The 19927-nt window shown below is 68.9% G+C and carries 16 protein-coding genes; 6 read left to right on the top strand and 10 right to left on the bottom strand.

Going from position 1 to position 19927, the window contains the following annotated elements:
• The first annotated feature begins 226 nt into the window (after positions 1 to 226).
• Both FGL98_RS25925 and FGL98_RS20175 read left to right on the top strand, forming a co-directional pair.
• Complete coding sequence (locus tag FGL98_RS25925; protein ID WP_146319850.1) at positions 227 to 520, top strand: hypothetical protein; 294 nt, start codon at positions 227 to 229, stop codon at positions 518 to 520.
• A gap of 125 nt (positions 521 to 645) precedes the next feature.
• Positions 646 to 1248, top strand: coding sequence for a GNAT family N-acetyltransferase (locus FGL98_RS20175; RefSeq protein ID WP_146319848.1), 603 nt, complete (start codon positions 646 to 648; stop codon positions 1246 to 1248).
• A gap of 610 nt (positions 1249 to 1858) precedes the next feature.
• On the opposite strand, the gene FGL98_RS20170 is transcribed toward FGL98_RS20175, so the two are convergent.
• The 3 genes from FGL98_RS20170 to FGL98_RS20160 form a co-directional block, all read right to left on the bottom strand.
• Positions 1859 to 2137, bottom strand: coding sequence for a type II toxin-antitoxin system RelE family toxin (locus FGL98_RS20170; RefSeq protein ID WP_146319846.1), 279 nt, complete (start codon positions 2135 to 2137; stop codon positions 1859 to 1861).
• Complete coding sequence (locus FGL98_RS20165) at positions 2134 to 2391, bottom strand: Arc family DNA-binding protein (RefSeq protein ID WP_222432034.1); 258 nt, start codon at positions 2389 to 2391, stop codon at positions 2134 to 2136. Before FGL98_RS20165 ends, FGL98_RS20170 begins: the two co-directional genes overlap by 4 nt.
• An 81-nt stretch (positions 2392 to 2472) precedes the next feature.
• Positions 2473 to 2913: a GNAT family N-acetyltransferase gene (locus FGL98_RS20160; protein WP_222432293.1), complete on the bottom strand. Its 441-nt coding sequence runs from the start codon at positions 2911 to 2913 to the stop codon at positions 2473 to 2475.
• Between the two features lie 238 nt (positions 2914 to 3151).
• On the opposite strand from FGL98_RS20160, the gene FGL98_RS25545 reads away from it, so the two are divergent.
• Both FGL98_RS25545 and FGL98_RS20155 read left to right on the top strand, forming a co-directional pair.
• The gene (locus tag FGL98_RS25545; protein WP_186526275.1) at positions 3152 to 3328 is read left to right on the top strand and encodes a hypothetical protein; all 177 of its coding nucleotides are present in this window, start codon (positions 3152 to 3154) and stop codon (positions 3326 to 3328) included.
• A gap of 406 nt (positions 3329 to 3734) precedes the next feature.
• Positions 3735 to 5114 (top strand): S1C family serine protease, encoded by a 1380-nt coding sequence (locus FGL98_RS20155; protein WP_146319842.1) that lies wholly within the window; start codon positions 3735 to 3737, stop codon positions 5112 to 5114.
• Positions 5115 to 5187: 73 nt separating this feature from the next.
• Here FGL98_RS20155 and FGL98_RS20150 read toward each other — a convergent pair whose 3' ends face one another.
• From FGL98_RS20150 to moeB, 6 genes are all read right to left on the bottom strand, one after another.
• Positions 5188 to 7146 carry a S53 family peptidase gene (locus FGL98_RS20150; protein ID WP_222432292.1) on the bottom strand — a complete coding sequence of 653 codons (1959 nt, stop codon included), beginning with the start codon at positions 7144 to 7146 and terminating at the stop codon, positions 5188 to 5190.
• A 93-nt stretch (positions 7147 to 7239) separates the two neighbouring features.
• Entirely contained in the window at positions 7240 to 10653 is a 3414-nt protein-coding gene (locus tag FGL98_RS20145) for an ATP-dependent helicase (protein ID WP_146319840.1), read from the bottom strand.
• Entirely contained in the window at positions 10650 to 13775 is a 3126-nt protein-coding gene (locus FGL98_RS20140; RefSeq protein WP_186526274.1) for an ATP-dependent helicase, read from the bottom strand. Before FGL98_RS20140 ends, FGL98_RS20145 begins: the two co-directional genes overlap by 4 nt.
• A 65-nt stretch (positions 13776 to 13840) precedes the next feature.
• The gene (locus FGL98_RS20135; RefSeq protein ID WP_146319838.1) at positions 13841 to 14674 is read right to left on the bottom strand and encodes an SDR family oxidoreductase; all 834 of its coding nucleotides are present in this window, start codon (positions 14672 to 14674) and stop codon (positions 13841 to 13843) included.
• A 55-nt stretch (positions 14675 to 14729) separates the two neighbouring features.
• Positions 14730 to 15071 carry an MGMT family protein gene (locus FGL98_RS20130; protein ID WP_246136662.1) on the bottom strand — a complete coding sequence of 114 codons (342 nt, stop codon included), beginning with the start codon at positions 15069 to 15071 and terminating at the stop codon, positions 14730 to 14732.
• Complete coding sequence (gene moeB, locus FGL98_RS20125; protein ID WP_146319834.1) at positions 15058 to 16233, bottom strand: molybdopterin-synthase adenylyltransferase MoeB; 1176 nt, start codon at positions 16231 to 16233, stop codon at positions 15058 to 15060. The genes FGL98_RS20130 and moeB overlap by 14 nt, the downstream gene beginning before the upstream one ends.
• 202 nt (positions 16234 to 16435) lie before the next feature.
• Between moeB and FGL98_RS20120 the strand changes: the two genes are divergently transcribed.
• On the top strand, positions 16436 to 17005 hold the full coding sequence (locus FGL98_RS20120; RefSeq protein ID WP_146319859.1) for a TetR/AcrR family transcriptional regulator: 570 nt from the start codon (positions 16436 to 16438) through the stop codon (positions 17003 to 17005).
• Positions 17006 to 17097: 92 nt separating this feature from the next.
• Positions 17098 to 17319 (top strand): DUF3107 domain-containing protein, encoded by a 222-nt coding sequence (locus FGL98_RS20115; RefSeq protein WP_146319833.1) that lies wholly within the window; start codon positions 17098 to 17100, stop codon positions 17317 to 17319.
• A gap of 63 nt (positions 17320 to 17382) precedes the next feature.
• Here FGL98_RS20115 and FGL98_RS20110 read toward each other — a convergent pair whose 3' ends face one another.
• Positions 17383 to 19926: an ABC transporter permease gene (locus FGL98_RS20110; protein ID WP_186526273.1), complete on the bottom strand. Its 2544-nt coding sequence runs from the start codon at positions 19924 to 19926 to the stop codon at positions 17383 to 17385.
• Between the last annotated feature and the right edge of the window lies 1 nt (position 19927).

Genomic DNA, 19927 nt, shown 5'->3' with positions numbered 1-19927 from the left:
GCGCGATCACCTCGGCCACGTGCCCGATGCTGACCTGGTCCGGCTCGACCGCGCTCTTCTGGTCTTCCTCGGGCTTGCCGACTGAACCAGCTTGACCAGTCCGGTGCGACCGCAAGCGGATCGGCATACGGCGAGGATCTCTGGCCTTCCGATTAAGCCCACCGGTGGCCCAGCCGCCGCGGGACGTTCGTCCTACGCCACGGTGAGGTCATCCGTTTGCTCACCGGTGCTGGTCGTGTCCGACCTCCGCATCTTGTCGGTGGTGAGTGGCATGCTCGTGCCATGGACAACGCTGCACCTCGACCAGGGACGTTCTGGGAAGCGATCGAACGCAGACACGCACCGCCACCCAGCCGCGGAGTTGCTCGGTTGGCAGGTACGCAAGATCGAGCCTGAGCGCGGCGAGATCGAGGTGTACTTCACCGCGACCGAGACTTTCACGAACCCGACGGGCAATATCCAAGGCGGCTTTCGCGCTGCCATGCTCGATGGCACCTGTCGATGCCGCTCGAAAAGGTGAGCAGTATTGACGCTTCAAAACGGCGGCCGTCATCTGTATCGACCATCGGCTGACGCCGAATTCGCGGGCAACGTCCGACTGGCTATACATCGGTAGCGGCCTCTTCAGTTAGCGTGGTTCGAACCATGAACGCAGCATCCGATGACTCTGTGGCAGTCGGTGCCGGTGGCCGTCCCGGAGAACCACTGCGGTCTCCCGAAGCGATCCGCACGGACCGACTCGTCCTGGTGCCCATGTCCACGGCTGTGGTGCGTTCGATCCTGCGTCAGGACTGGGCGGAGGCGAGGCGTCTGCTTGGAACCGAGTTTCCACCCGAGTGGCGCGAGGATGGTTGGCGCTGGCTCGAGCCGCAGGCTGAGAGAGGAGAGCGCGACGATCGGTACATCGCTTGGGGAACCCGACTGGCGTTCGCGACGGGTCAAGGGCCCAGCCGGGTTCGCGGTGCGGTGCTGGCGGAGGTCGGCTTTCACGGCCCGCCGGACACCGAGGGAGGGGCCGAGATCGGCTATCGAGTGGTCGCGAGATATCAGCGACAAGGCTTGGCCGAGGAGGCCGCTTGGGCTCTGTTGAGGTGGGCCTACGCACACGGCGTGTCCGATGTCAGAGCCTGTGTGAGCCCTGACAATGCCCCTTCTATGGGATTGTTGTACAAGCTCGGCTTCACCGAGGCGGGCCACCACCAACACAGCATTCTGGGTGAGCAGTTGGTCTTCCGTCGCCGGTTCTGATCTGTGGCTCACCCGTCAACTTCCGCGACGCGGCCGCTCCGCTGGGTTCATCGACCGCTCAAGACCGCTGCCGTGGACGAGACTGGATGCGCCAAGAGCCGACCCGTCCGCTCGTTTCTGCGGGTGGGCTCGTCCCGGTTCGGCGCGGCGGTACACAGAGAAACGGGGTGGTGCCGTCCTCGCCGCCGACAGCGTAGGCGTAGCAGCCTTGCTCGACGGTGTCGGCGGCCCAGCATGCGCCTTCGTGATCGACCGCGATCCCGTCGAGCCAGCTGTCGACCTGCTGCACCGCCCCAGTAGTGTGTGCGCGGTCGCCGGCTCGCCAAGCACCGCCCACGTGCGGCGATCCGTCACATGCTTGATGTCCATGACGGAGTCGTTGGTGAGCTGCCCGGGGAAGTTGATCGCCCACCAGCCCAACAGAGCGACCTGCGCCCACGCCGTCTCGCGATCGTGATACACGAGCCCCAGTTGACGAACCATCCCTGGCGACGGGACGGGGCACCACCGGCCCACCTTCGACCTCCGAGCCAAAGCGTCCGCAGGGGTGTGCCATACGGAACACCCCGTCGCCGATTGAGGATCGACGTACGGTGACGTTCGCCTTGCGTCAGCGTGGTCGGTAGGCGTTGGCTCGGTGCCGGATGTCGAGCACAATCACTGTGTGCTTGGTGTCATCGATCTCGTAGAGCACGCGCCAGTCTCTGCCCAGTCGAGCACTGTGGATGCCGGTGAGTTCCTCGGTCAGCGCCTTGCCGACACGCTGGGGGTTGTCCAGGAGGGGGCTCGTGATGAATTCGACGGCTGCTGCGGCCACGTCGGGTGGGAGTCGATCGGCGAGGGCTCGTCGTGCAGGCCCGGCAGTACCGAGTTCGTAGGGTTCCTTCACGAAGCGTCGCGGTCGCGGACCAGGGCGCGGGCTGCTTCGACGCCGTAGACCACATCACCGGCCCGAACCGACTCACGCGCCTCGGCAAGGGCGCGCAGCGTCTCGGGATCGGACTTGATCTCTTCGGTCTCGCGTCGAGCAAGGTAGTCCTCGATGGCGTGAGCCACTTCCTGCTGCACGCTGCGGTGGTCCTCGGCGGCGGCTGCACGCAGGGCCTCATCCATCTCAGCCGGTAGGCGCAATGTCATAGCCATGACGTGATGGTATCAAACTGCACCATATTGGTTCATCTTGCTTCGAGGGGATCGTCCACCGGGCGGTGATTTGGCTACTACTCAGCCTGGCTGTAGTAATAGCGGCATGCGCATGGCAGGGTGCGCGGTCGCGGTGAAGCCCGCGGACTCGTACATGGCCCGACCCTCGCCGGTTGCCATCAGCTCCGCTCGTGCAACACCGGTCGAGCGTGCCCACGCAAGAACAGCGGTGAACGCCAGTTGACCGTGGCCGCGTCGGCGCGCCGCTGGCAGCGTGCAAACGTTACTGATGAGGACGTCGCCACCCGCCGGACAACTCGGAGAGGGAGCGCTGTCACGGATCGTGGCCATCGCGGTCGACACCACCCGAGCCTCTACCTCCACCACCACGATGTGCACGGCCGCGCTTTCGACATGACCGCGAAACCAGTCCTGTGCCGACCGGCGCCACCCAGAGTTGTCGACGTCGGCGGTCCCCATGGCACGGAACATCTCTGCGCGCAGCTCGACCAGGTCATTCACATCTGAGGGAACCGCTCTTCGCACGTGAGCATCTGTAACCGAGCTTGTCGTCATGCCGACCATCCTGCCGGGCCGGCGAGCGGTGGTAAGCGACCAGGGTATGCGCGGTCCCAGTCGCCACTGGCATGCGGAGCATGCCACAAGACGATGGCGAGCTCCCGCCTGCCGATCCGCGGACCGATCGTGAAGCTTGCCCTGTCGGCGACGAACTCGTGTTGCCCGAACGTAGCCTTCGCGTATGACGAACGTATCTGACCTCGGCAACTTGGAGGCGATCGAACGTGAACGCTTGCGTGCGATTGTCGAGGCGGACGAATCTGTCTTGTGGTCGCTACATGATCCCGACTTCGGCGAGCGGGTCGGCATGGCCCAAGAGGGGTGCGGACAGTTCGTGACTCACCTCGTCGAGAACTGAGCACCTCGCCACCGAGCCGGCGCCCTCGGACCGCCGCGCGCATCTCGTTAGGCATACGGCCCTCGAACAACAGATGCTGGACGCCGCGCGCGAGCGGAACCTGCGCATCGGGCAGGTCTGGGCCGAACCGGTGGGACATGAGCGTTACCGCGTCTTCCGCGACGTGCTCGAGGGAACTGGCGCTGGAAGGCCTCCCCGAATGAGGCGGTTCGAAGCAGCACACCGCACCGGGACAGCCAGGCAGCTCCCGTCGCCGGTCACTGACAACCACGTCCGAGCTGGCTCTCACAGCGGACGCACTTACAGTTCACACACTCCTGCTTGATCGATGGCGCTTAATGGTGTTGTTGCCGGCACCCCTCGGGGGAGTGCCGAGGGCATCACACTGAGGTAAGAGGAGTCCGTGATGAACGAGTTCTCGCATGACGCTCGCAGCGAGCAGCCGCCGAGCTCCGATGGGGCGCCTGGCCCGGGTGCGGCGTCTGGCGGCGAGTTCTGGCGCGGCCACACTCCGCCTCCCGTCGGCGCCTCCTTCTACCCCTCGCCATACCTGGCACCGCGGCCTCCGCGACGCCGCCACCGAGCGTTGCGCGTCACCGGTGGTGTCTTGGTGGTCGCCGCATCGATGGCCGCCGGCGTCGGCCTGGGCACCACCGTGCTGGGCTCGAGTGGTCAGGGCGCCCCCTCAGCAGTGGCGCCGCAGAGCACCGCCGGCAGCGGCTCCAATGGAAGCAGCGGATCAAGTGGCGGATACGGGTACGGAAGCGGCTCCAGCGGCGGATACGGATCCAGCGGCAGCGGCGGGTCTGGAGGTGTGTATGGGCAGCCTGGCAGCCCCGACGACACGGGTGCCACCTCTGCGCTGCCTCGGGCCACGGCGACACAGGAGGTTGGCGTCGTCGATGTCGATACGGTGCTCGCCTACCAGGGTGCCGATGCCGCGGGCACCGGCATGGTGCTGACCTCCAGCGGCGAGATACTGACCAACAACCACGTGGTCGACGGCGCGACCAGCGTCAAGGTGACCGTGGTGGCCACCGGCGCCACCTACACCGCCAAGGTGGTCGGCACCGACCCGACGCAGGACGTGGCCGTGCTCCAGTTGCAGAACGCGTCCGGGCTGAAGACGGTGCAGACCGATTCGTCCGCGGCGAACACCGCCCAGAAGGTCACGGGCGTGGGCAACGCCGGTGGGGTGGGCGGCACCCCGAGCGCCGCGGCCGGAACGGTCACCGCCACCGGCACGACCATCACCGCCACCGACCAGGGCGGGTCGAACCCCGAGACATTGCACGGCATGATCCAAGATGACGCCGACATCCAGGCCGGCGACTCCGGTGGCCCGTTGTACAACACGTCGGGGCAGGTGGTGGGCATGGACACCGCGGCTCAGGCGACCCGCACGGAAGGCACCACCACCGGATACGCCATCCCAATCGGCACGGCACTGAAGGTAGCCGGCCAGATCGAGTCGGGAACCACGAGCAGCACGGTACACCAGGGATATCCGGCGTTCCTCGGCGTCTCGCTGCCGAGCGACCAGACGGCCTCAGCGGCGGGCGCCGTAGTGCAGCAGGCGATCCCGGACACCCCGGCCGCACAGGCCGGCATCACCGCCGGAGACATGATCACCGCCATCGGCGCACACCAGATCACCAGCGCCCCTGAGGTCGCCGCTGCCCTCGCCACCGACCGGCCGGGTCAACACGTGCACGTCACCTGGACCGATCAGGAAGGACAGTCACACACCGCGACAGTCACGCTGGCCACCGGCCCCGCCAACTAACTAGATCTCCGTGCCGACTGGCTGGTCTCGGGATGACGCCGTCGCACGCTCCCGAGACCAGCCGATGTGCTGGTCAGCGTCGTGCGGCGATCCGGAAGAACGCACTCGCGGGCGAGCCGACACCGGTCTCGTCGTCCCAGCCGCGGGTGTCGTGCAGCGTCGACATCTGTGTGTCGATGCGTTGTAGCTGGAAGGTGAGTCCACCGGAGCGGTCCAACGTATTGGCGTAGTTCGTGCGCACCTGCGACAGGGGCGCGGTCGGCGCCTTCAGGTCGTGCAGTCCGCGACCGTCGAGCATGGAGTAGTACAGCGGGTTCACGAACCCCAGAGCATGATGCGCCCTGGAGCTGGCGACCGCTACCATTCCGGCCAACAGCGGAGAGGAGAGACTCGTGCCGCCGATCCGGTAGGTGTCCCAGTACGTCCCGTCCGGGAAGGCCTGCGTCTCGCCGACGATCATCCCGGTGTTCGGGTCACCGACCATCGAGATGTCGGGAACCGCGCGCATCGGACCGGTGCCGCCGAAGTCGGCCACGGAGGACGGGACGATTCCCTTCTGGTACCACGGCTGCGCAAACAGCTGGCTGGTGCCGCCACCGCCGCCGGAGGAGTAGGCGCCGGGAGGCGCCGGGGTCCAGGACTTTCCGTTCTTTGACAGCGCGGAGTAGGCGTTCTGCCAGCCCCACTCGCCGGCCCACGTGCTCCGGCGATTGATGTCGAGGCTGGTGCCACCGACTCCGGTCACGTAGGGCAGGTCCGAGGGGAACCCGACCGTCTTGGCGGCGAGGTTCGCGCCACCGTCGGTGCCGTCTCCGGCGTCACCGGAGGAGAAGTTCACGGTGATCCCGCGAAGTGCCGCCTCGGTGGAGTACTGCTGGTAGAAGTCGATGTACGACTGGCCCAGGTCCGCGAGGTCGTCGACGCCGTCACTCCACGAGTTGGTGATGACGTCACCGGTGTGGTTGTCGATCGCCGCGGCCCACGTGTTGTCGAGGCCGGAGGCGCAGTCGGGAGCTCCGGCATACACGATCTTCGCCCCGGGTGCCATCGTGTGCACCGCCTCGACGTCGAGGGTCTCCTCGCCGTACCAGCCGTTTCCGCCGCATTCGTTCACCAGGTCGTACCCGTCCGGTCCCGGCGTCTGCTGGGTGAACTGGCCGTGCTTGAACTGCGGCAACCCGTACTTCGCGTTGTACTTGCGCAGGTCCGCAGCGATCGTCGGGGCCGCGTACGCGTCGGTGATGACGACCGTCTGCCCCTTGCCGGTGTGGCCCTGCTGGAGCTGCTTGGTGACCCCGTAGGCGTGTTGCAGCTGCTTGGGTGTGTAGCCGCACACCGCATAGGGCCAGTGCTTTCCGTAGGCCGTGGGCTTGTTGGTCGCCATCTTCTGGCCGTAGTAGGAGGAGCAGGGCTGCACGCCGTACCGTGCGCCGGGCGGCGGGCCGGGCAGGGTGTCGGCCGGCTTCTTGATCGCGGCGCCGGTGTCCAGCCCGACGATCCCCTTGACCGCGGAGACGACCGCGGCCGGTGTCGTGGTTGGCAAGCTCAGCGCAGTGGTGTTCGCTCGAACGGTGACGCCCTTGAAGCGGTAGGACCTCATCGAGGTCGCGAAGACCTTCTCCACCGTGCTGGTCGTGCCGCTGACGTTGACCAGCATGCCGCTCGGGGCGACCGAGTCGACGTGCAGACCTTGGGATCTCGCCCATGCAGAGACGGACGCTGTCTGTGCCTTGGTCGGACCGTAGGCGCTGTTGAACTGCCCCAGGGACAACCACTTGCCGTAGCTGGCGCTGGACGGGTCACTCAGCGCCCGGACCTGCGCATCGGCACCGGGCTGGTTACGCATCGTCAGCAGGAGACTGAAACTGAGGCGCTGACCGCTCGGCAGCGCACCTTTCGCCTGCGCCGTGCCCAACCACGCCGGGCGGTTCTGCAGCTTGTGCCGCTGAGAGGACGCCGAGGCAGATCCTGCGGTGACGGCTCCCATACCGAGCGCCATGGCTCCTGCGGCTACGAGCGCGAGGGTCTTCACGCGTGTTGTTGACTTGTGCAATCCAAACACCTCATCAATCGAAGGGTGCACCAAATGTGCACCCCACAGAAAACACCCAGGACTTCCATCGCGTCAATGGGGATTTGCCGGGGGTCGCTCGGTGCCGTCGGTGACCGCGAGCAGCCGCGCGAGGTCATCGAGACCCGGAAGGTCGGGCCGGACGGTCTGCCCGTCGGCAGCATAGAAGAATGCCGCGTCCACGCGATCCAGGTCGAGACCGCGTAGCCGCGCAAACGCGACCCGGTAGGCGGCAAGCTGCAGCGCGCGAGCCGCGGCTCGCCGCCCGGTGGGGTGTCGGCCTGTCTTCCAGTCGACGATGGTGAATCCACCGTCGACGCGACGGAACACCGCATCGATCCGGCCGCGGATCGACATCCCGTCGATCCAGGTCTCGACCGCGATCTCGATTTCCTCGGGCGTCCGGTCGGCCCAGGGTGAGGCCAGGAAGTTGGCCTTCATCGCCTCGAAGTCGCCATCGCCGTCGGCATCCACGTCTGCCGAGCCCGGCAGTTCCAGCACATCGACAAGTGCAGCACGGGAGTAGTGCTGCTCCACCCAGGAGTGGAAGGCCGTGCCGCGGCGGGCTGCCAGTGCCGGTGGTGACGGCATCGGGCGCCGCAGATTGAGTGCGAACCGGTCGGCGTCCTCCGCCAGCGAGACGACCGCAGAGGCGGACAGGTGCCGGGGCACCGCCACGACCTGGTCGTGCGCGCGTCGCAGCCGGTCCCGCTCGGTGAGCAGCAGGTCGATGTCCAGCTCGCGGTCGGTCACCGGGACCAGCCCCTGCCCGATCGCGGGCCCCGCGGCGATGGCCTCCCCCACCCGCAGAGCTCCGTCCGCGAGCGCCGCACGACGCCGCTGCAACGGGTCCGCCGGCCAGGACGCCGTGAGCTCGCGGTCGCCCAGCGGGTTCGCGACCTTCTTCTCACCGGGCGCCGGAACGGGCATCGGCGCCCATTCGCCGCGGGTTGCCAGGTCGCGGTCCAACAGTTCGGTCACGAATCGAGAGGTGATCCGCGGTGACTTGCCGGTCATCCACACCGAAGCGGTCAATAACAGTTCGTGTCGCGCCCGTGTGAAGGCGACGTAGGCGAGTCGACGCTCTTCGGCGATGCCGTACTGGCCGCAGTCGGCAAGGAACTGCGACAACAGCTCCTTGAAACCCTTGACGTCACCGGCCTGCGCCCACCGCAGCTCGGGCAACCCGTCGGCATCACCGCGTAGCTCGAACGGTACGCCGGCCGCACCGCCGGTCCAGCCCCTGTCGTTGACGGTCCACGAGCGTGGATCCCCGGGGACGCCGCTCGCGCTGATCTTCCAGCCTTGCAGGTCTTCGTGCCAGGTGGCGGAGCCCGAGTGGGCGGGAAAGGTGCCCTCGACCATGCCCGGCACTGCCACGACATCCCACTCGAGGCCCTTGGCCGCGTGCACGGTCAGCACCTGCACCGCCGCAGTCTCCACCTCCAGCGTGCCGGCCTCGAGGCCACGCTCCTCCTGCTCGGCAGCATCCAGCCAGGCGAGAAAGCCACCCAGTGTGGGACGGTCCGCAGAGGCGCAGAATGACGCTGCGACATCGGCGAATGCGTCCAAGTGCACCCGCGCCGTGGCCGGCGTGTGCTCCGGCCTGGAGAGCACCTCGATGTCGAGGCCGAGGACCCGCTCGGCCTCGGCCGCCAGCTCGGGCAGCGGTAGGCCGGTCAGCCCGCGGACCCGGCGCACGGCTCGCGCCAGCCCCGCCAGTCGGCCCTGAGCGGCGCTGCTGAGCCGCTCATCATTGCGACCGGTCCAGCCGGCCGGAGGCAGCTCGTCGAGTGCCTCGATGATGGACGGGTCCTCGCGACTGTCCGGCGCGAGATCCGGCTGCGGCGCGCCCTGGTCGACGCCAGCGGCATCCTGGTCGGCGTCCGGCGCAGCACGTCGAGCCCGGTCGCGATGCACGAGATGCCTTGCCCAGGCGGCAAGTCCGTCGAGATCGGCGGCGCCGAGCCGTAGAGCTGGCCCGGTGAGCAGCCGCATCAGCCGGTCGCCGCGCGACGGGTCCTGCACGACCCACAGCAGGCTCACCAGGTCGGCCACCTCAGGCGTGGTGAGCAGGCCGCCGATGCCGACCACCTCGACCGGCAGGTCATGCTGCCCGAGCGCCTCGATGACTGCCGGGAAGAGTGACCGCTTGCGGCACAGCACGGCGGCGGTGCGCCCGTCGTGCCGCCCTTCGGAGTCGAACCAGCGCTGAGCCACCCAGGCCGCGACGAGCTCTGCCTCCTGCTCCGCAGTCTCCAACCGGCCGACGTCGACCCTGCCCGGTCCGGCGTCCGGCCGGGGCGCCAGAACCTTGGCGGGCACTCCACCCGCCGCACGCAGCGGGCTCGAGGTGCGACCGGCGGCCGCGAGGATCTGCCCGTCGTTGCGCCAACTGGTGGACAGCTGCAGCACCTGCGCGCTCCCCTGCCCATCGGTGAAGAGCTCGGGAAACCGCGCGAGGGTCGTCGCGCTGGCCCCACGCCAGCCATAGATCGACTGATTGGGGTCGCCGACCGCGGTGACCGGCACGCCCACCGGCTCAGGTCCGTCCGGAGCCACGAACAGTGAGCGCAACAGGACCATCTGGGCCTCACTGGTGTCCTGGAACTCGTCGAGCAGCACGGCCTTGAACCGCGCCCGCTCCAACACCCCCAGCGCCGGGAACCGGCCCGCCAGGCGAGCGGCAATCGCCATCTGGTCGGAGAAGTCCAGCGCCACCCGCTCCCTTTTCAGGGCGATATAGCGCTCGACGAGGGCCAGCAGGTCGTGCCGCGCCCACAGGTCCTTGATCATCTTGCCGCCGTCGGTGCCCGGCGTCTTTGCGCGTCCGGCCGCGGGCAACGCCTCCACGACGCCGAGCACCTCCTGCAGGTAGCCACGCACCTCATCGGGTGTGCGCAGGTGCTCGGCGAGCTCACCGGTCATCTCCACCACCGCGCTGGTGATGGTGGACTCGGCCTGCCAGACCCGATCCATCGGGCCGTCGTAGGCCGCGACGACCTCGGCCGCGAGCTGCCAGGCCGCCGCCTCGGAGAGCAGCCGCGCCTCGGGCTCGACCCCGAGCCGCAGTCCGTGCTCCCCCACCAGCCGACCGGCATAGGAGTGGTAGGTCTGCACGGTGGGCACGTCCCCGAGGGTCGGGGTGCCATCGGGGTCACCGCCAGGGGTCCAGAGGCCGACAGCCCGCAGCCGGCGAAGTCGTCGACCAATTCTCTCTGCCAGCTCGCCGGCGGCCTTCCTGGTGAAGGTGAGACCGAGCACCTGGTCCGGCTCGACCATGCCGTTGGCCACGAGCCAGACCACCCGCGAGGCCATCGTCTCCGTCTTGCCGGACCCGGCGCCGGCAACGACGAGCAGCGGGCGAAGCGGCGCCTCTATCACCGCCGTCTGCTCCTTGGTAGGGGTCGGATTATCCAGCGCCGCAGCAATATCGGCTGCCGAGCGAGCGCGGACGGTGGTGGTCACAGAGCGCCTCCTTCGGGCTGCAGTGGGCAGCACCGGCGCACCGAGCAGGTGTCACATCGCTTGCCGATCGTGGCAACGAACGTGGCGGCGCCCATCCCTTCGGCGACCTGTTCGACCAGTGCGTGGGCCCAGCGCGGGTCGTCCTGCTCGGCCAGCGGAGCCTGAGACTGCACGCCCGCCTTCCCGCCGGTGCGCCCGGCCTTGCCGAGCTGCACGAGCACGGCCCCCGCGCTGTGCTCGCCCTGTTCGAAACCGCCCTCCTCGATGGCGACCTGATAGGTGCCCAGCTGGGCGTGCTCGGGCAGCTCCTCGGCGGTTGGCTTGCCGCCACCGGTCTTGAGGTCCACGATCCGCAGTCCCTCCCGGGCGTGCGCCTCGATCCGGTCGACCCGGCCGCGCACCCTCGCCCGACCGAGCAGGACGTCGAATGGCACCTCCACACCGACCGGGTCCCAGCCCTGCGCACGGGACTCGTCGAGATAGCTCGTCAGCCGGTCGAGCATCTGGTGCGCCTCGTCGCGCTTGCGGTCGGAGATCCACCCGGCGCCAAGGCCCAGCCTCGGCCAGCGCTGATCGAGCACCCCGTGCATCTGCTCGGGCGCGGAGTCGCCGAGCTCGGCGGCGATCTCGTGCACCAGCGTGCCTACCGTGGCCGCACCGACGTCGGGACCCTGCCCGCCGCACGCGGTGAGCAGCCAGTTGACTCCGCAGGTGCCGAAGGCCTCGACCTTCGACGGGGAGACCGCAACCTCCTGGTCCGATCGACGCACCGGCCGGTCATCGCTCAGCGTGGTCAGTGCCCACCAGGAGGAGGGGTCGGCGCCCGGCACCCGCTCGTGTGCGAGGTGCCCGAGCAGACCGGCCGCCTCCGCCCGCTGGCGTTCATCGCCGGTGGCGAGCTCCCGCCGCAGCTGCGCAACGGTCGCCGGCAAGGTCATCGCCGGCGCCACTTCGCAGAACCCGCGCAGCTGGTCCAGGTGGTCGTCCCCGGTGGCATCGAGCGGGTCGACCAGATCAAGATAGGGCGACGGCTGCTCGTCGTCGCTACGAACCGCCGTGACGATCAGGCGATCTCGCGCACGGGAGATCGCCACCAGGAACTGCCGCGTCTCGTCGTAACGCACCGCCGCCTGTGCGGCGCGCAGGGAGTCGCCACGTCCGGACAGCACGTCGACCAGGCTCTCTGAACCGAGCAGCGAGCCGCGCAGCCGCAGATCCGGCCAGACCCCCTCCTGCACGCCGGCGACCACGACCAGACTCCACTCCCGACCCACCGCGGACTGCGGCGTGCGCAGCGCGACACACTCGTCCTCCGGCGCGGCAGCGGTGAGCCGGTCCCCCGGGACATCCTGCCCGCGCACGTGCTCCAGGAAGGCCGCCGGGGAGGTGCCGGGGAGACGGTCGGTGAAGGCGGCCGCGGCCTGGAAGAGGGCGACCACGGCATCGAGGTCGCGGTCGGCCCGGGCACCGGCAGGGCCGCCGGCAAGGGCGGTCTCGCTCCAGGCGGCGGCCAGGCCGGATGCGTCCCACATCGCCCACAGAATGCTCTCGGCACCGGCTCCGGACTGCTGCCGGGCCGCAAGGCCCGCTCGGGCCACCCGCGCGACTCGCCGGGCCGGTGCGACCTGGGGTCCGAGCAGGGCGAGCCAGCCGGTGTCGGTGATGGCGTCGGCCAGCAGCTCGTCACTGGATCGCTGGCCGCCGGACGCCAGCTCGTGACCACGCATGGCGCGCCGCATCCGGCGCAGCGCCACGGCGTCCGCTCCGCCGAGCGGCGAGGTCAACACGTCGATCGCGATCTGCGGGCTGACCGGCGCCTGCTCCCCCGCAGCCTCCCGAAGCACCACCTCGAAGAGCGCAAGCAGCGGACGGACCGCCGGCTCGTCGCGCAGTGGCACGACGGTGGGCGGCACCGACACCGGCACCCCTGCGCCGGCCAGCGCCCGGCGCAGGGTGGCCGCACGACCCTGCCCGCGCACGATCACCGCCATCTCCTGCCACGGCACTCCGCCTTGCAGGTGTGCTCGTCTCAGGTGCGCCGCGATATGGGCCGCCTCCTGGGACACGGCCCGCAGCAGCGCGACCTCGACCCGACCTCCCGGGCGTGCCACCGGCGTGCGGTGGGCGGCCCCGGCCACCGCGCCGATCCGGCTGGTGACACGTTCACAGGCCGCCCGCACCCGCTCGGGGGCGCGGTAGCAGGTCGGCAGCACCTGGGTGTCGGCCACCTGCCACTCGTCGGCCAGATCCATGACCAGGTGCGGGTCGGCGCCCCGGAAGCCCTGCACGGCCGCATCGGGGTCGGCAATCAGCACGACACGGGCGGCCGGACCGACGACCAGGCGCAGCAGTCGTGCCGCCGCATGGGTGAGCTCCTGTGCATCATCGACGACGACCAGCCGGGTGCCGGAGTGCAGGCGAGCCAGCGCCTCGTCGTCGCTGACGAGCAGGTCTGCGGCCGCGCCGAGGATCCAGGCAGGGTCGTAGGCTCCGGGTCGCGAGAGGGCCGTGACCTGGTCGTACTCGTTGAGCACCTGCGCCGCGGCCACCCACTCCGACCGATCATGATGGACGCCGAGCTCGCGCAGGTCGTCGGCGGTCAGTCCCCACTCGACGGCACGCATCAACAGATCGCGCAGCTGCGCGCGAAAGCCACGTGTCTCCAACGCTTCTCGGACGAAGGACGGCCAGGTCGGTGGCGTGCCGTCGCCCTGCTGATGCCCCGCGAGCAGCTCGCGCAGCACGACGTCCTGCTCCGGGCCGCTGAGCAGCCGGGGCGCCGGATCCCCGTGCAGCGCCGCATGCTGGCGCAGTATGCCGAAGCCGAGCGCCTGGTGGGTCCGTGCGACCGGCTCGGTGGACGTGCCCTGCAGCCGCGCGGTGACCCGGTCCCGAAGGGCGGACGCCTGCACCCTGGTCGGCGCCAGCAGGAGGCACTCATCGGGGCGGAGGCCACGGTCGACGGCGGACACGACCGCCTCGACTGCAAGGGTGCTCTTGCCGGTGCCGGGGGCGCCGAGCACGAGCCGGGCCCGGGTCGTGCTGTCGACAACGTCCTGCTGGACGTCGTCGAGCACCGGTGCTCCCACGGCCACGTCGGCCGCCCGTCGCATCCTCAGCATGTGCCCATCACATCATCGGGCCCCGACATCGCAGCAACGCGGCCCGGGCACCCCGGTGGGGCGGCTCAGGGCTGCAGCAAGGCGCCGGTGGCCGCCAGGATGCTGTTGCCGGACGGGTCGACCAGCTTCTGTGCCGCAATCTGGCGTGACTGATCCGACGTCTGGTAGCGCAGCGCGGGAGACGGGTCTGCGGCAATCTCGCGGATGATGTCCGCGACCGACTCTGCCGACTGTCCCGCCGCTCCGAGCGCCCCGATCCGTGCGTTGAACCGGTTGATGAGCTCCCGGTAGGGGTCGTCGCCGTCGATGTTGTCCACGTGGCCCCCGACGTTCGCGAAGAATGCGGTACGCACCGGGCCCGGTTCCACCACCGAGATGTGCACGCCGAACTCGCGCATCACCGTCGCCAGGCTCTCCATGAGTCCCTCGACAGCGAACTTGGCGGCGTTGTATGCGTCACTGAACGGCAGCGCCACCACGCCGTTCAGGCTGGTCACGGTGATCACCCGACCGGCTCGAGCCGCCCGCATGACGGGCAACACCGCCTTGGTGACCCGCGCCACACCGAAGAAGTTGAGCTCCATCGACGTCGACAGCTCGTCCAGGCCCAGCTGTTCCAATGTCCCGCGGTGCCCGGCACCGGCGTTGTTGACCAGCAGGTCGATGCCGCCGTGGTCGGCCAGCACCGACCCGATGCACGAGTCGACAGACTCGTCACTCGTGACGTCGAGGCTGCGCACTTCCACGCCAGGGCTCTCGTCGGCCAACTGTTGCAACGGCTCGCAAGACTCTGGACGGCGTGCTGTCGCCACGACGTGCCAGCCGGCCGCGGCGAGCGCCCTGGTGGTTGCCAGTCCGATGCCACCGGAAGCGCCGGTGATCACTGCGCGTGAAGGCATGGTGCAATCTTACGTGCAGTGGATCCGCCGGCTATAGCGCACCGATCCACTGCACTTACAGTGGGAAGCGGGCGCGTGCGAGGTCCACCCGGTCCAAGAAGGTGCCCTTGAGCGGGGTGCCCTCCGCACGCAGGTGCTCCAGCGCCTCCCCGTCGTGGCACTGCGCCGGCCGGCCGTCGGCCCGCAGCACGCGCCACCACGTGACCAGGCCGCCATACTGCGACATCACCGCGCCCACCTGGCGTGGTCCCTTCCCGACGACGGCCGCGATGTCCCCATAGGTGACGACGTGACCCTCCGGCACCCGCTCCACCTGGCTCAGCACCGCATCCGCATAGTTGGGCAACTCGTAGGCCGGCGGCTCGTCGGCCGGCCCGTCACCGTCAGTAGCGGGCAAGACTGGGATCCACCTCACGAGCCCAGGCCAGGACTCCGCCATCCAGCGACCGCACCGCACCTCCGGTCGCCTCCTGATAGATGCGCGCGGCTTCCTGCGACCGCGCGCCGCCCTTGCAGTAGAAGACCAGCGGAGCGTGCGGGTCCAGGTCCGCCAGCCGCTTGACGGCGGAGCCGTCCCGGAACTCTTCGACGGGCACCAGCTCGCTGCCCTCGATCGCAACGATCGACCGCTCGGCGGGCGTGCGCACGTCGATGACACGCACCGGCCCCGACCGGATGAGATCCCGCAGCTCGCGAGCGCTGATGGTCGCCACGGGTGCCAGCTGCTCGGCGGTCTCGCAGGCGAGCGCCGCCTCGTCCTCGAGCCGGGTGATCGACGGATGTGTGCCGCAGACCGGACAGTCCGGGTCGGCCTCGATCCGCACGGTGTCCCAGGTCTGGTTCATCGCGTCGTGCACCAGCATCCGACCGACAAGTGGTTCGCCCAGGCCGAGGATCAGCTTGACGGTCTCGGTGGCCTGGATCGAGCCGATCACGCCGGGAATCGACCCCAGCACTCCGGCCTCGGCGCACGAGGGGACGGTGCCGGGTGGCGGCGCATAGGGGAATACGCAGCGATAGCAAGGGCCCTCGCCTGCCCACCATACGGTGGCCTGCCCGTCGAAGCGGTGGATCGAACCCCAGACCAGTGGTAGGCCGAGCACGACGCAGGCGTCGTTGACCAGATAGCGGGTCGCGAAGTTGTCGGTGGTGTCGACGACCAAGTCGTGGTCGGCGAAGAGCAGCAGCGCACGGTCCGCATCCAGGCGGTGTTGGACCGTGTCCACCGTGACATCGGGGTTCAGCTCGCGCACCGCACGAGCCGCCGAGACCACCTTGGACTGCCCCAGGTCCACATCCCGGTGGATGACCTGCCGCTGCAGGTTGCTGACGTCAACCACGTCGTCGTCGATCACCGTGAGGTGTCCGACACCCGCAGCGGCGAGGTAGAGCAGCACCGGCGCCGCCAGGCCCCCCGCGCCGACGACCAGGACACGCGCGGCGCGCAGCCTGCGTTGGCCATCCTCGCCGATCTCCGGAAGGAGCAAGTGACGGGAGTAGCGCTCGACCTCCCCCAGTGGCAGGGCGGCGCCCAGTGGCACGAGCGGATCACGACTCATCCGAGGCCCCTGCGAAGTACCGAGTGAGGGCCAACGAGGACTTCGCGGGGTATTCATGCCACCTGAGCGTAGTCAGGCAGAATAGGATGCCGGAAAGATACTGACGCGTAGTCCCACATCTCGAGGAGTTCACGTAGTGGCAACGATCCCAGACACCAGCAGTAGGGGCCGTCTGCCTCGTTCGGCCCGGCGGGCGCAGCTCATGGAGGCGGCACAGTCCGTCTTCGTGGAGTCCGGCTATCACGCGGCGGCGATGGATGAGATCGCCGATCGCGCGCACGTCAGCAAACCGGTGCTCTACCAGCACTTTCCTGGCAAGCTCGACCTCTACCTCGCTCTGCTCGACCTGCACACTGCCGAGCTCCCCACGCTGATACGCAGCGCCTTGGAGTCCACCACTGACAACAGCAGCCGAGTGGCCGCGGCAATCGACGCGTTCTTCGCGTTCGTGGAGCGCAAGGACGCCGCGTTCCGTCTGGTCTTCGAGTCCGACCTGACCAACGAGCCGGCGGTCGCCGAGCGGGTCGACCGGATGAGCGCCCAGTGCGCGTCGGCCATCGCGGATGTCATCGCCGAACAGACCGGACTGCCGGCGGAGCAGTCCCTCATGCTCGGTGTCGCACTGGTCGGCATGTCCCAGATCGTCGCGCGCTACTGGTTGCAGCAGGGTGTGCGCATCCCGCGGGAAGACGCCTCTCGCCTGGTGGCTACGCTCGGCTGGCGAGGCATGGGCGGCTTCCCGCTGCAAGGCGAGCAGGACCAGCCGGAATAAGAACCGGTCGCCGCGCGCTGTGCCGAGCAGACGCTGGGCGCCCACCATCGCCTGAGCAGGCCGAGATTGCAGCACCAGAGAGGGATTCCATCGTGGAGGTCAGGATCGGCGTGCAGCACGTCGCACGCGAGGTAGTCATCGAGTCGAAGCAGACTCCCGATGAGGTCCGTGAGCAGGTCGCCTCGGCTCTCGAGAAGGGCACTCCCCTCACGCTGACCGACGAGCGCGGTCACACCGTGACCGTCCCGGCGGCCGTGCTGGGATACGTCGACGTCGGTTCCGAGCAGCCGTTCAAGGTCGGATTCGGCAGCTAGAAACACCCGATGGAAGGCGACCGGTGGAGTTACCACCGGTCGCCTTCCATCGGGACGTGCGGGTCACAGGTCGGCGATTGCCTCCAGCGGCTTGGTGCGGGCCGCTCTGATCGCCGGCCAGAGCGCCGCCAGGACCCCGGCAACGGCCGCACCGGCCATCGTGATGGCGATCAGGTTCCACGGCAGCACGATGGTCGTCAGGCCCCACTGGCGGAACGTCCTGGCCAGTCCCCACCCGAAGAACACTCCGATCACCATCCCCAACAGCGCACCGAACACAGCGATCAGGAACGACTCCAGGTAGATCGTGCGCCGCACCTGCGCCCGCGCCATACCGACCGCGCGCAGCATCCCGATCTCGCGCTTGCGCTCGACCACGGACAACGCCAGCGTGTTGACGATGCCGAGCACCGCAATCACCAGTGCCAGCCCGAGCATCGCGTAGAGCACGGTGAGCATCGTGTCGATCTGCGAGGACTGCTGACCCTTGAACTCGGCGCGGTTCTGCACCTTGACCGTCAGATAGCCGTCGGTGACGTCACCGATCCGTGCCTGAACCGCGTCCTGGCTGACGCCCGGCTCGGTCTTCACGAGCACGAACGAGTCCTGCTGCAGGGGCTTCGGCACCAGCTTCTGGTAGGCCGCCTCCCCCAGCTGCCAGGGGCCGAGCAGCTGAGCGTCCCGATAGACGCCGGTCACCGTGACCGGCACCGTGGCGCCCGCCAGGCTGGTGAACGTCACCGTGTCGCCGCGGTGCCAGCCCTTGTCCGCGCTGGTCTTGCTGGAGACGATGATGCCGTTCGGCGGGATCGTCGACGAGGCGCCGCCCAGCATCGTGTAGGGCGTGACGCTCTCCAGATCGCCGTGCGCCGCAGACCCCCCGACCTGCTTGCCGTCGACCGTGGCCGCCACCGGGCTGATCCGCACGACCGATGCGATGCCGTCGACCTTCGCCACCTGCTGGGCGATCTGCGGGCGCAGCACGCCCTGCGAGTCCGTGATGACCAGGTTGGCATTCAGCCCCGCGTCGACGGCGTGGTCGATCGAGCCCTTGAAGCTGGACCCGAGCGTCCCGATGACCGCCACCAGCATCAGCCCGAGAGTCAGGGCGAAGGCGGTCGCAGCGGTGCGTCGGCGGTTGCGCATCGCGTTGGTGCGCGCCAGTCGCCCGATCTTGCCGAAGGGCGCGGCGAAGATGCGGCCGAGCAGTCCCACCACCGGGCCCGCGAGCGCCGGAGCACCAAGGACGACGGCGATGATGCCGCACATCGCACCGATGCCGACGGTCGTGGCGGCATTGCCACCCTGTCCACTTGCCCCGACCGCCACGAGCACCGCCGCGATCGCGGCGAGCACGGCCGCGATCAGGGTGCGCACCAGGATGGATGCCTGCCCGTCGGTCTGACTCTCGCGCATGGCCTCCACCGGGGAGACCTGCGACGCCCGGCGTGCGGGGGCGTAGGCGCTGACCATCGTGACGACGACACCGACCAGGAGACAGGCGACAACGGGACTGACACCCAGCATCAGGGAGCCCTGCGGCAGTCCACTGCTTGCGGTGAGGGCCTGCAGAGCCGCCGCGATACCGACGCCCGCGCCCAGACCTACTGCGGAGCCGACCAGTCCCACGACGAAGGCCTCCAGCAGCACCGCACGGGTCAACTGGCGACGGCTGGTCCCGATCGCGCGCAGCAGCGCCATCTCACGCACCCGCTGAGCCACGATCATCGAGAACGTGTTGTAGATGATGAAGGTCCCGACGATCAGCCCGATCGCGGCGAAGGCCAGCAGGATGTAGTTGAAGACGTCCAGGAACTGGTTGACGCTGTCCTTGTCGGACTGGCGCACCTCGGCCCCGGTCTGCACCTTGAGGATGCTCGGGGTGATCTTCTCGATCCTGGAGGTGAGCTGCTCCGGGCTGACCCCGGCCACGGCGCTCAGCTGCACCGTCGACGCGTGCCGGCCGTCGCTGAACAGCTGACGGGCAACCGGCTGCGCGAAGTCGACCTCGGTGTAGCCACTGGTCGCGCCCGCCATCTTCTCGAGGCCGACGACGGTGACGGTCATCGGTACGCTGCTGCCGGTGCCGACGACGACCTGCGTCCTCGAGCCGACCTGCAGCCCGGCCTTCTTGGCAGCGCTCTCGTTGATGGCCACCTCGTGCGATCCGCGCGGAGCACGTCCACCGGGCAGGATGGTGGTGCTGCTGGGGTCGAGGGAGCCGGCCGGCGGGAGGTAGCCGGAGCCGACACTCGGCGCTCCACCGGTGCTGAGGGCCTTGCCGTCCGCCGCGGCGATGGTGATCGGCGCGGTATACGTGGTCACCACCTGGTCGACGCCGAGGCCCCTCTTGTCCTTCTCGATCGTGGCGATGAGTGAGTCGGGCACGCCGAGAGTGCCGGAGTCCTTGGGGCTGATCTGCGCGTCGACGCCGACGGCGACCTGGTCGAAGATGCCGTTGAACGAGTTCTTGACCGTCGTCGTGAAGATCATCGACCCGGCGACGAACGACGTGCCGAGCACGACGGACAGCACGGTCAGCAGCAGCCGAAGCTTGTGTGCCGCAAGGTTGCGCAGCGACACCTTGCGCATGGCGCCGGAAGCCATC

Origin of the sequence: Leekyejoonella antrihumi, from assembly GCF_007845645.1 — a bacterium.
Lineage (GTDB): Bacteria > Actinomycetota > Actinomycetes > Actinomycetales > Dermatophilaceae > Leekyejoonella > Leekyejoonella antrihumi.
This window is presented reverse-complemented; position numbering and strand designations above follow the sequence as displayed.